The organism is Marinococcus sp. LNHM3E3-2.2, from assembly GCF_056034385.1.
In genome coordinates this window covers 16,129-28,637 of record NZ_JBQLIC010000006.1, presented here as the reverse complement: position 1 = coordinate 28,637, position 12,509 = coordinate 16,129, and the positions used below count along the sequence as shown (strand labels likewise).

The 12,509-nt window shown below is 49.6% G+C and carries 9 protein-coding genes; 6 read left to right on the top strand and 3 right to left on the bottom strand.

All coding sequences use genetic code 11. The annotated features are described in order from the left end of the window. Positions 1–144: 144 nt before the first annotated feature. The 4 genes from ACTRXF_RS09620 to ACTRXF_RS09605 are packed head-to-tail and all read left to right on the top strand — an operon-like array spanning position 145 to position 3,504. Positions 145–1,284 (top strand): conserved virulence factor C family protein, encoded by a 1,140-nt coding sequence (locus ACTRXF_RS09620; protein ID WP_474262097.1) that lies wholly within the window; start codon positions 145–147, stop codon positions 1,282–1,284. A gap of 24 nt (positions 1,285–1,308) precedes the next feature. Beyond that, positions 1,309–1,518, top strand: a complete 210-nt coding sequence (locus tag ACTRXF_RS09615; RefSeq protein ID WP_322525099.1) for a hypothetical protein — start codon at positions 1,309–1,311, stop codon at positions 1,516–1,518. After that, positions 1,515–2,036, top strand: coding sequence for a PH domain-containing protein (locus tag ACTRXF_RS09610; RefSeq protein ID WP_474262096.1), 522 nt, complete (start codon positions 1,515–1,517; stop codon positions 2,034–2,036). Before ACTRXF_RS09615 ends, ACTRXF_RS09610 begins: the two co-directional genes overlap by 4 nt. Continuing rightward, the gene (locus tag ACTRXF_RS09605; protein ID WP_474278912.1) at positions 2,029–3,504 is read left to right on the top strand and encodes a PH domain-containing protein; all 1,476 of its coding nucleotides are present in this window, start codon (positions 2,029–2,031) and stop codon (positions 3,502–3,504) included. Before ACTRXF_RS09610 ends, ACTRXF_RS09605 begins: the two co-directional genes overlap by 8 nt. Positions 3,505–3,539: 35 nt before the next feature. Here the strand turns inward: ACTRXF_RS09605 and ACTRXF_RS09600 are convergent, their stop codons facing one another. From ACTRXF_RS09600 to ACTRXF_RS09590, 3 genes are read right to left on the bottom strand one after another with little or no spacing between them, the layout of a single operon-like run. Then, positions 3,540–4,502 carry a DUF2777 family protein gene (locus ACTRXF_RS09600; protein ID WP_474262094.1) on the bottom strand — a complete coding sequence of 321 codons (963 nt, stop codon included), beginning with the start codon at positions 4,500–4,502 and terminating at the stop codon, positions 3,540–3,542. Between the two features lie 21 nt (positions 4,503–4,523). Further along, a complete protein-coding gene (locus ACTRXF_RS09595; protein ID WP_474262093.1) occupies positions 4,524–5,435 on the bottom strand; it encodes a hypothetical protein in 912 nt (303 codons plus the stop codon). Between the two features lie 30 nt (positions 5,436–5,465). Then, the gene (locus ACTRXF_RS09590; protein ID WP_474262092.1) at positions 5,466–6,521 is read right to left on the bottom strand and encodes a toxic anion resistance protein; all 1,056 of its coding nucleotides are present in this window, start codon (positions 6,519–6,521) and stop codon (positions 5,466–5,468) included. A gap of 392 nt (positions 6,522–6,913) precedes the next feature. Here ACTRXF_RS09590 and ACTRXF_RS09585 point away from each other — a divergent pair, with 392 nt between their 5' ends. Next, positions 6,914–7,666, top strand: coding sequence for an NRDE family protein (locus ACTRXF_RS09585; protein WP_474262091.1), 753 nt, complete (start codon positions 6,914–6,916; stop codon positions 7,664–7,666). A gap of 191 nt (positions 7,667–7,857) precedes the next feature. Continuing rightward, positions 7,858–12,465, top strand: a complete 4,608-nt coding sequence (gene gltB, locus ACTRXF_RS09580) for a glutamate synthase large subunit (protein ID WP_474262090.1) — start codon at positions 7,858–7,860, stop codon at positions 12,463–12,465. The last annotated feature ends 44 nt before the right edge of the window (positions 12,466–12,509 follow it).

Genomic DNA, 12,509 nt, shown 5'->3' with positions numbered 1-12,509 from the left:
TTTGAAAACAGTCTTTATTACAGTGTATCAGAACAGCGGACTGGTTTGGAATGCAAATGCACAGCCGGTTGGCAGGAGAGGCTTCTCCTGTGCTATAATCAGACGTGCAAATTGGGACGTTATTTTAAAGGAGAGAGATTAATCATGCATATTACATCCATTGAGCCAACACCGAGTCCTCATACGATGAAGCTGAATGTTAACGAATCGCTGCCCGCCGGAACGAGCAGCAATTATAAACCGGAAAATAAAGAAGAAGCACCGGCTCCGATCCAGCAGCTGCTGGAGATCGAAGGCATAAAAGGTGTCTACCACGTTGCCGACTTCATGGCCCTCGAGCGCCACCCTAAAGCCGACTGGGAGCAGCTGCTGCCCCAGGTGCGCCAGGCGTTCGGCGAAAAGGTGGAGCAGCCGGATGAAGAGCCGGAGGAGCCCCAGGAAGCATTCGGGGAAGTGCAGGCGCAGGTCCAGATGTTTAAAAACATCCCGATGCAGATAAAGCTGCTTTCCGGCGAGGAAGAAAAACGCCAGGGCCTGCCGGAACGTTTTCAGACCGCTGCTTTTGAAGCCCAGCTTGAAGATGACAACATTGTGATGCAGCGCAAATGGGAGGATTACGGGGTCCGTTACGGCCAGGACCTGGAACAGATCGGCAGCGATATGGCAGAGGAAATTGCTGCGGCCTACCCGGAGGAGCGGCTGAAACGGCTGGTACGGATTGCGAATACTCCGGAAGCAGAAAACACTGAGCCAAAGTTTAAAAAAGTAACGATGGATATGATGGAGGAGCCGGACTGGAAACAGCGCTATGCAGCCTTTGACCAGATGGATCCTTCCATGGAAGACCTCCCGGTTATACAAAAAGGGCTTGCAGATGAAAAACCGGCCATCCGCCGGCTGGCGGTCGTGTATTTAGGGATGCTTGAAGATCCCCAGGTGCTGCCGGATCTGCAGAAGGCGATGCAGGACCCATCTGTCACCGTTCGAAGAACAGCGGCAGATACGTATTCTGATCTGGGAGATCCTGCGGGTATCCCGGACATGATTGAAGCGCTGAAGGACAAAAACAAGCTGGTGCGCTGGCGTGCGGCAATGTTTTTATATGAAGTCGGTGACACTTCGGCTGTCGAAGCGTTAAAGGAAGCCAACGGGGACCCGGAGTTTGAAGTGGATCTGCAGATTAAGCTCGCGCTGAAACGAATTGAAGGCGGGAAAGAAGCAAAAGGCTCCATCTGGAAGCAGATGAGTGAGAAAATGGAGCAGGAGCGAAAGCCCAGGTCGTAAATGAAAAGGGAAGGAGCCTGAACGATGACGAAAGCAGAAGTACGACAGCAGCTTGAAGAACGAAACATGGAGGAAGTGCTCGAGCTGATTGAAGACGCAGAAAACGGTGATTTAAAAGAGCTTGAACTGGCCGCTTCTCTCGGCCTTCTTCGCGATGAAAAACTGAACGATGCAGTGCTGAAAGTGCTGCAGGATGAAGGAGTCACGATTATTTACGTGGAGGATGAGGAATGAATGACGGCATCCATGAGGAAGAAAATGTAACAAGACCGGCACCGTCGCAGCGCATATCTGAAGATGCGCTGACGGTCTGGCGCTTCAAGGGGATGATTGAAATGGCCGTTGTTTCTTTCATCCCTTTTGCTTTACTTGTGCTTGCCTTCTGGTTCGGGTGGTCCGAATGGGTCCGGTGGGCCCTTGGCGCGATTCTGGCATTTTTGGTTTTTTTTTCTGCCTGGTACGCATGGGTGCTGCCGAAATGGCAATGGCAGCGCTGGCGCTACGAGGTGTATGAAACAGAGGTGGAGCTTCAGTACGGTGTGATTATCTCTAAACACGTATTGATCCCAATGGTGCGTATTCAGCATGTGGATACAGCCCAGGGGCCGATATACAAGCGGTACGCGCTCTCCACCGTGACTATTTCCACCGCAGCCGGCATGCATGAGATTCCAGCGCTTAAAGAAGAGACGGCGCCGGAGCTGCGCAATCGGATCGCCTTTTTGGCGGGAACGGATGATGACGATGAATGAATGGAGACGGATGCACCCGGCGGCCATTGTCACCGTTTTTTTCCGGCAGCTGAAGGATTTTCTTTTTCCGCTTATTATTACGTTCTTTGCTGGAGGTACGGCTTCCGGACCGCTTCCAGTCAACTGGATCTTTTTGCTTTTAGTGCTGTTCATTGTCATCAGCAGCATCATGAAATGGATCTTTTTCCGCTACCGTTTGATTGAACGGGAGCTTCAGATCCATTACGGGGTTTTTGTGAAAAAAGAACGATTCATCCGCAGCCAGCGCGTTCAATCGGTAGATATCACCGCCGGCATCATTCAGCGGATGTTCGGTCTTGTGCGTCTTAATATTGAAACAGCAGGCGGAGGCGCAGAGGCGGAAGCTTCGATTCAGGCGATCCGCCGGGAAGAGGCAGCCATTATTCAGTCGGCTCTGATTCAAAAATCCTCTCATGCAGCTGAGGAAGAATCAGAAGATTTTTCGGGGACCGGCATAGCCGCGGAGCCGGCAGAACCTTCGTTTTCCTGGAAAGTACCGATGCGTACCATTTTCACGGCGGGACTCACCTCCGGCCGGGCAGGTATTATTTTTGCGGCTCTTGCCGGGCTGTATTCCCAGGTGGGGAACTTTCTTCCCGATGCGTGGGTTGAGCAGTCGATTGGCGTGTTGATCGAGCTCAGCTACTGGTTTATTATCGGGGGCCTGTTAGTGACAGCACTGCTCAGCTGGCTCGTTTCGTCGGCGTGGACGCTTGTACAGCATGGAAATTTCGAAGTGAACCGCACCGGAAATGATCTTGAGATTACCTGGGGACTTCTCGAACGAAAGCAGATTACACTTCAAATGCACCGGATAACGTGTATTCGTTTTATCAGTAACCCGGTCAGGCAGGCGCTCGGCATGTGGGCGGTTTATATAGACAGCGCCGGCGGGAGCACCGAACGGGGACAGAATTCGATCATGCTGCTGCCGCTGATCCACCAGAAGCAGCTACATACTTTTATGGAGCAGATTGATGATACGGCATTGATTCCGGAAAAGGTAAACAAACTGCCAAAACGGGCGGCAAGAAGATATATGTTCCGGGCGTCGGTATTTTGGTGGCTGTTGTTTATTCCGGCGGCCATCTGGGTGCCGTATGGCTGGGCAACCGCAGCAGTGCCGCTGTTTTTCACCTGGTGGGGCTGGATATGCTACAAAGGCTCCGGCATGAAAGTGGAAGATAAGCAGCTGATTGTCCGGGAAAGAGCCTGGAGTGCCATTTATAATTTTGTACCTAAACGACGGATTCAATATTTGGAAAACACGCAGTCCTTTTTCCAGCGGAGACGAAGACTGTATACGATCTCGGCTTCGGTTATCAGCAGCGTTACCGGGCGGACGGTTTACTTAAGGGACGTGGATGAAAAGGACGAAGCTGCTTATTTTTCCTGGTATCAGAAAACATGGGATCAGGATGCCAAATCACAAAAAAAAGGCTTTTGAACCGAGGTTCAAAAGCCTTTTTGTATACCATGCGGTTACTGTCCCCGGGCAAACGAATTTGTATAAATAAACAGGTTGCGGACGCCCTTATCGGTCGTAATTTCAAAACGATCGAATACATAGTCCTCGTCCTCTGCGTGCAGGTTCCTTTCATAATGGTGCTGCACAATAAGTACGGACTGCTGTTTTCGGAAATAGAGAAAATTCACTCCGGTAAAAGAAGTTTCTTCGGGCTCCTGCATTAATTGATACAGCAGATGGTTATGGCATTCAATCAGATCGTCCTTGCTGAACCCGTTGGAATGAATATTTTTAACCAGACTGTAGCGGGAAGGGTCTTCAAGCTCATTTAAAAAGATGGCAAACGGCCGGAATTGATCACTGTGAATGCGGACATGATCATGCTCCTGCAGCTCAAATATCTGACCATGATCGTTACGGAAATACATATCGTAGTAATGGACCGCCCGGCGCCAGGGGAGGCCAGCCGGAGAAATTTCGAGTTCAAATGGGCAGTCCTCGATGTCAAGGGCCTGGCCATCCGGTGCCTCCCGCAGGAATACGTTTCCACGCGAGCGGTGAATTTCATAATAAATATAAGACTCTTCCTGTGGCTCTTTTGGTTCTGGTGTAAACGTAACGGAAAGAGAATGCAGCAGGCGCTTCCATTCTTTTTTATCGCTGTAGGGTACGAGAGGGGAAGAAATCTCTTTTTCAAGCAGCTGAACGACAGAGTGCTCATAGGAAGCTGGAGTGCGGTCGTCAGCAGCCTGAATTTTCGTTCCCGGTACAGTAATGGTTTTAAGGTTAAATTCATGCACCGCTTCTTTTTTGTCTACATCCGGGAGACGGTGGGCCTGCTGAATCCGGACACGTCCTTCCCAAATTTTCCGGGGAGCGGCGGACGTCTGCTCTAAAATACCGTAATAGGCCCCGGTTCTGCCGTAATCGACAACCACGGGGCGGCCTTGATGCTCGAATGCTTCTTGTCGTTTCATAATGGACCTCACTTTATTCCTTTAAAATTTCTTTTCCTGACGGTATCTTTTTTCGTTTACCTTCAGCAGCTGGCGCATTTTCCGGGCGTGCACATCATTTTGTTCCATGCGCAGCGAGCTGAGGCGCCCGCGCATTGCTTCAAGCGCCTGCAGCAGAGCACCGTGCTGCTCGTCCCTGTGCTTTGGTTCAAGCAGCCTGTACGTTTCGATTAGATCCGGTATTTCACGGCCAAGCATTCGTTCGACCAGATATTCATCCTCCACATCAAACTGCAGGGAAGGCGAAGAACGCAGTTCCTCAAGCTCCCTGTCAATCTGCTGCAGCTCCTGTTGGATATCTGCCGGGAGGCTGCTGTTTTGCTTTACGTAGTGCTGATGAAACCGGTCGAGTGCTTTATGCCATTTTACTGGCTCGTCTTCCGGCACTTCCTCCGCGTGGGCCGGTTCGGCTGTGTGCAGCTGAATGTCCCGGGGGGCCCGGCCCTGCAGGGTGTAATCGAGCACTTCAAGCTTGCGGAAAATATGCTGAAAGTAGGACGACTTTTCAATGTTACGGGCATGCATTTTGCCGTTTTTCATGTAATGGACCAGCGCTTCCCGTAAAAAAGCCGGGGTGTGACCGTCAGTACTCCGCACATAGTCAATGGTCACCGTCTTTTGAATAGCTGCCTGGGAACGCTCTTTTTCGAAGCTTGTGATGCGGATGCGTCTGGCGGTCAGCTTCATACGGAACAAAAAAAGTTCGTTTTCACGTTTCAGGCGTTTGGACTGACGGAGTTCGTCCGCCCGGGCAATCACCCGGTCGATCGCTGCCTCCATTTCCTCCACGATAAACAGCCCGTGGCTATCGGAGAAGATATGATCATCCACCGGGCGCATATGGTCCGGCAGGAAGCGTTCAACCCAGGGATGTTCGAACCATCTGTTAGCCAAGTGATTCACCGTCCTATACGTTGATATCTATCAGTTTAACAATTTGTGCTTCATCTGGTTGTTTAATTCGTCCATTTCAGAAATGAACTGTTTACTGGAGGCGACAATACGTTCATTGGACTGCTCCGTCATCTGGATGGCTTCGTACACGTCCTGATAAGCCTGCTGGAACGTTTCAAGGGCGATCGCCGGCTCTTCGAGTGTCTTCAGGGTATCGGCCGTGTTTTCCTTAAGCATGCGTGCATTGTTGGTGAGCATACTTTCGGTAGATTCGTTAACGCTCTGCACCGCATTGATTACTTTCCGCTGGTTGCCAAGAGCAAGCTGGATGGAAGCGGTGACGGTAACGATATTTTTCGTCATGGTAATGGCGTTAAAAATCGCTTCTTCAAGCTTTCCATTGTTATCGACAATTAGGTCGATCGAAGCAATCGACTGCTGCAGCACCATAACCGCCTGTGTCATATTTTTCACCCGGGATATTACTTTTTGCTGCCCTTTTTGAATAGCGGCCGGGTTATCGCGCCACTGTTCTTCAAGCATTTCTTCCTCGAGCATGGCGTTCAGCTGTTTCCCGGTTTCAATCTGCATTTCAAGTTCCTCAATGCGCTTAATGGCAGTTTCCCGTAATTCTTCAAGCATGACGTTGTCTTCCTGCAGCTTGTCCCGGCCGGCAAGGAGACCGTGAATAATATTGTCCACCTGGGATTCCACTGTTTCGTATTTTTTCGCATACTGTTCGACCGGATCGCGGCGTAAAATTTTATTCATTGTTTTCTGCAGGCGGCCTTCTTTTAAATATTCCGGTTCAAGTTCGCCGACCACCGTTTTTAATTCATGAAGCTTATCGGGAAGCTCATTGTCCTTTTGATCCATCATTTCCCGGACGGGACGCTTTAATGCTTCAAGGGAGTCGCCGGCTTTACGCTGCTCCGCTTCCCCGAGGCCGCCGAGAGTACTTACGAGCTGGTCTGTATCTTTTTCATTTTTAAAACGTTCTATGAATTTTTCAGCTTCTTCCTTGCTTTTCCCTTCGTTATTGGAGGGAGTTAAATCTTCTTGATTTGTATTGGGTTCGTCAGTCATACGGATTCCTCCTCATGGTTAATTCGGCGGGGCCTTTACTTATATATCGTATGATCATTAACAATAGTTTATAAAAAGGAAGTATAATACTTACAGTTTAGCATTAGAGCGGGCAATAGTAAAAAAATGTCCATTAGAAAAGAAATCCCCGGGTGAACAGAATAAATCATTTTACTTTGCAATTTTGAAAATTTTTTGTAACATATTATAGAAGCAGTATATAATACAGGCGCCAGAAGCCAGAAGGCTTTTTTCAGGTAGAATTGCCAGGTACAGCAAATACTATTCAATAGAAAAAGCATTTGCTCCATTTATAAAACGAAAGCGGATAAACGACGAATCAGATCCAGCGTGCGGCAACCATCCGCAGGAAGAAGAAAGGAACGAATGGCATGTGTTTAATTGCTTTTGCGTATCAGATGCATCCATGGTTCCCACTTGTCGTGGTTTCCAACCGGGATGAATTTTTAGAACGGCCGACTGAGCGCCTTCATAAATGGGAAGGCGAAGGCATCGTGGCGGGAAAAGATTTGCAGCAGGGCGGCACATGGATGGGAGGCAGTCTTTCCGGACGGTTCGCAGCTGTGACAAATATCCGCAGGCCGGGCATGGAAAACGGGGAAAAATCACGCGGGCATCTGCCGCTGCGATTTTTGCGGAACGAATCGGGGCAGGCGCTTGAAGCAGTGAAAAAAGACCGCAACGAGTACAGAGGCTTCAATATGATCGCGGGCTCAGATAAGGAATTGTTTTATTTACATAATCACAAAGAAGGGCCGCATGCAGAGCGCCTTTCACCCGGTGTGCACGCGCTCAGCAATGCCTCTCTGAACACACCCTGGCCGAAGGTCGAAAAAGCAAAAAAGCATGTGGAAATGCTGCTTGCTTCTTCAGGGAATACGCTCGACCCTGACCCTTTTTTTAAAGCAATGCAAAATGCAGAGCCGGCCGACGACCAGGACCTTCCTGATACAGGGATAGACAAACAGCTTGAGAAACAGCTTTCATCGATGTTTATTGATCTCCCGGAATACAAAACGAGATGTCAGACCATGTTTATTGTGCGAAAAGACGGAAAAATTACAATGCTCGAGCGGATGACAGACGCCCGGACCGGTACAGGCCATTATGAATGGCATGTATAAAGGTGAATATTTATTCTTTAAATCGTATGAATATAAAGAAGCGCTAAAAGAATAAAATCGTGCAGTCCTGCTTATAAGCGTTTACATGACTAGTGAAACTCAAATCTTAATTTGTCGAATGTTTAGAAAAATGATATAATATGCAAACCAATTTAAATTTGGACACCATGGAGAGAGGTGGAGAGGGGTATATGTTATTGCCTAGAAAAAATTATAAAGAAGGCTTGTATGACTCCCAGTTTGAGAAGGATAACTGTGGGATCGGCTTTCTTGCGGATATTAAAGGGAAAAAATCACACGACATTGTTGAAAAAGGATTGCAAATTTTAAGAAACCTGGACCACCGCGGCGGTCAGGGAGATGAAGTAAATACCGGGGACGGCGCGGGAATGCTTCTGCAGATTCCGCACCGTTTCTTTAAAAATAAAGAAAATGAGCTCGGTTTTTCGCTGCCGGAGGAAGGCGATTACGGGGTTGGGATGCTGTTTCTGCCTGTAGATAACACCAGGCGTGCCCAGTGCGAACAGGCCATTGAAAAAATGGTTGAAGAAGAGGGGCTGCCGCTGCTCGGCTGGCGCGAAGTGCCTTCTGACGATTCGATGCTCGGAAACGCGGCACTCTCGGCTATGCCTGCCATCCGCCAGCTGTTTATTAAGCGCCCGGAAAATGTAAAAACGAGAGAAGATTTTGAGCGAAAATTGTATATTGTCAGAAAACGGTCTGAGCATGAGCACGGGGTTAAGCTTCATGACCAGGACAGCTTCTATTTTGCAAGTCTGTCCTCACGGACCATTGTGTATAAAGGGATGCTTACGACAGAGCAGCTGAACCAGTTTTATAAAGATTTAAATGACCGGCAGTTTGAAACGGCGCTCGCGCTTGTGCATTCCCGTTTCTCCACGAATACATTCCCAAGCTGGGAGCGGGCGCACCCGAACCGTTATCTCATCCATAACGGGGAGATCAACACGATTAAAGGGAATGTTAACTGGATGCATGCCAGGGAGCCGAAGTTTGAATCAGAATTGTTTGGCAGCGACATGGAGAAGGTTCATCCGGTTGTGGATGCTGAAGGCAGTGACTCATCGATGTTTGATAACGCGTTTGAATTTTTGACGCTGTCCGGACATAAAATGCCTCATGCTGCCATGATGATGATTCCTGAGCCGTGGCAGAACAACCCGCTTATGAATGAAAAGAGACGTGCGTTTTATCAGTACCACAGCTGCTTAATGGAGCCGTGGGACGGGCCTACAGCCATCGCATACACGGACGGAAGCCAGATCGGTGCCTGTCTCGACAGAAATGGCCTGCGTCCGGCCCGTTATTATGTTACTAAAGACGACCAGATTGTTATGTCTTCAGAGGTGGGAGTGCTTGATATCGCTCCCGAAGACGTCTTATATAAAGAGCGTCTGCATCCCGGCCATATGCTGCTTGTGGATCTTGAAGAAGGGCGTATCGTTCCTGACGGAGAGATTAAGGACAAAATTGCCGGCGAGCATCCATACCAGGAATGGACAGACGAATACCTGACGGATTTAGAGGATATGCTGGAAAGTCAGGACGTTTACAACACTAATTTCGAAAAATTGGAGCAGCGTCAGCTTGCTTTCGGCTACACATATGAGGAATTGGAAAAAGTGGTCAAGCCGCTTGCCACAGGTTCAGGAGATCCGGTCAGCTCGATGGGCTACGACTCTCCGCTTGCAGTGCTTTCCAAAAAGCCGCAGCTGTTATACAACTACTTCAAACAGCTGTTTGCACAGGTGACAAACCCGCCGATAGACGCTATCCGCGAGGAAATAGTTACTGCTGTCGGCACGACTATCGGAAAGCAGGGCAACCTGCTCGATCCAAAGCCATCGCACGCCCAGCAGCTGTATTTAAAAAAGCCAATTGTCAACAACGAAGATTTAGCCAAGCTCCGCTCCAATAAACTGGAAGGATTTGCAGCTTCTACGCTTTCCATCGTCTTTGAAGCAGCAAAGGGAGCCAATGAAATGGAACGTGCTCTTGAACGTATATTTGAGCAGGCGGACCAGGTTATTGAGGAAGGCTCGACTATTCTTATTTTAAGCGATCGTGACGTGAACGGGACTTACGCTCCGATCCCGGCGCTGCTTGCGGTCGGCGGGCTGCATCACCATCTCATCCGTACGGGCCGCCGTACAGATGTCAGTCTGGTGCTTGAAAGTGCCGAGCCGCGGGAAGTACACCATCTCGCGGTGCTGCTCGGTTACGGCGCAGAAGTAATCAATCCGTACCTTGTCTTTGATTCGGTTGACGACATGATCAAAGAAGGATTGATGGAAGGTTCGTATGTGGAAGCGGTAAGCACGTATATTAAAGGTGCTACAAAGGGTATCATGAAGGTCCTCTCAAAAATAGGCATTTCCACGGTGCAGAGCTACCGGGGCGCCCAGGTTTTTGAGGCTGTCGGTATTAATGACGAAGTAATCAACCGCTATTTTACATGGACGTCCTCAAGAATCGGCGGTGTAAGCACAGAAATTATTGCAGAAGACGTTCTTGAACGCCACTTCCGGGCCTACAATGACCGCGAAGGACTGGATATGACGCTTGACCCTGGGGATGACCTGCAGTGGAGACGGTACGGTGAACCTCATCAATACAATCCACATACGATCCATATGCTGCAGCACGCCGCGAAAACTAACGATTTCACGCTGTTTAAAAAGTATTCAGACGCTATTGATAAACAGGAACAGGAGCAGACAACGCTCCGCGGCCTGCTTGAATTTAATAAAGGAGTCCGCGAGCCGATCAGCATCGACGAAGTGGAGCCGGCAGAAAATATCTTTAAACGCTTCAAAACTGGAGCAATGTCATTCGGCTCTATCTCCGAGGAGGCTCATGAGGCACTTGCCATCGCCATGAACCGCATCGGCGGTAAATCAAATACGGGCGAAGGCGGGGAAAATCCAGAGCGGTTTACGCCGGATGAAAACGGTGACCTGCGCCGGAGTGCGATCAAGCAGGTAGCTTCGGGACGTTTTGGTGTTACAAGTCACTACCTGGTCAACGCCGACGAAATACAAATTAAAATTGCCCAGGGGGCAAAGCCTGGCGAAGGCGGACAGCTTCCCGGCAAAAAAGTATATCCGTGGATTGCGGAGGTGCGGGGTACGACGGCAGGTGTTGGCCTGATTTCGCCGCCGCCGCACCATGATATCTATTCGATTGAAGATTTGGCAGAGCTGATCCATGATTTGAAAAATGCGAATCCGAACGCCCGGGTCAGTGTGAAGCTCGTTTCAGGAACCGGTGTCGGTACGATTGCCGCCGGCGTCGCGAAAGGCCGGGCTGACCATGTAGTCATCAGCGGTTACGATGGCGGCACGGGTGCCGCTGCCCGTACAAGCATTAAGCATGCCGGCCTGCCATGGGAAATTGGGCTCGCTGAGACGCATCAGACGCTTGTCATGAACAATTTGCGGAACCGGATTTCTGTGGAAACAGACGGCAAGCTGATGACAGGCCGCGATGTAGCGGTGGCGGCTCTTCTCGGTGCGGAAGAATATGCATTTTCCACGGCACCGCTCGTGGTACTTGGCTGTGTCATTATGCGTGTGTGTCATCTCGATACATGCCCAGTAGGTGTGGCTACACAAAATCCTGAACTGCGTAAAAAGTTCATGGGCAAACCGGATAACGTCGTAAACTTCATGACCTTTGTGGCCGAAGAGCTTCGTGAAATTATGGCAGAACTCGGCTTCCGCAGCATTGATGATATGGTTGGCCATACCGAAGTGCTGAAGCAGGTAGACTCGGTAAACAATAAAAAAGCACAGACGGTGAATCTGTCGAATCTGCTTCACCGTCCGAAAGCGAAAAATCAATCCAAGCACGTGGCCCATATTAAGCAGGACCATGAGTTGAATATCTCTCTTGACGAAACGTTGTTAAAGCATGCGGCAAAGGATGCCCTTGAATCACAGACACCGGTGTTTGGAGAGTTTGATATCCAAAATACCAACCGTGTGGCCGGGACGATGCTCGGAAGCGAAATTACGCAGAAGTACGGTGCCGAAGGTCTGCCTGAGGACACTATCAGATTTACTTTCTACGGTTCGGCCGGCCAGAGCTTTGGGGCGTTTATTCCTAAAGGCATGACGATGAGCCTGATTGGCGATGCCAACGACTATATCGGCAAAGGACTGTCAGGCGGAAAATTGATTGTCACGCCGCCGGATACTTCTACATTTGATGCGGAAGACAATATTATTATTGGAAACACGACCTTTTACGGAGCCACTTCCGGGGAGGCTTACATCCGCGGAGTAGCCGGTGAGCGTTTCTGTGTCAGAAACAGCGGGGCAAAAGTCGTAGTCGAAGGCGTCGGGGACCATGGCTGTGAATATATGACCGGCGGTGTTGTCGTCAATCTCGGTGTTACCGGTAAAAACTTTGCAGCAGGGATGTCTGGCGGCGTAGCGTACGTGTATGACCCTGACCATACGCTTGAAAGTAAATACAACAGCGAAATGGTAGGTCTTGAAGTGATCGAATCTGCCAGAGACGAGCAGGAGATCCAGCAGATGATTGAAGCGCACGGAAAACAGACGGGCAGCGAAGCAGCAGAGCGTATCCTGGCTGCCTGGGAGACCGAGCGCAAACATTTCGTGAAGGTTATTCCGTACGACTACCAGGCAATGCTGCAGTCGATCCAGGAAAGAATAGACAACGGCTTGAGCGAAGCGGATGCTGTGCTTGAAGCTTTTCAGGAAGCAACGACGGAAGAAGACAAAGATAAAGAAAAAGTCACTGGAAATTAACAGTCCGGGAAGGCTTTCACAGCCTTCCTGGCTTTTCGAATAAA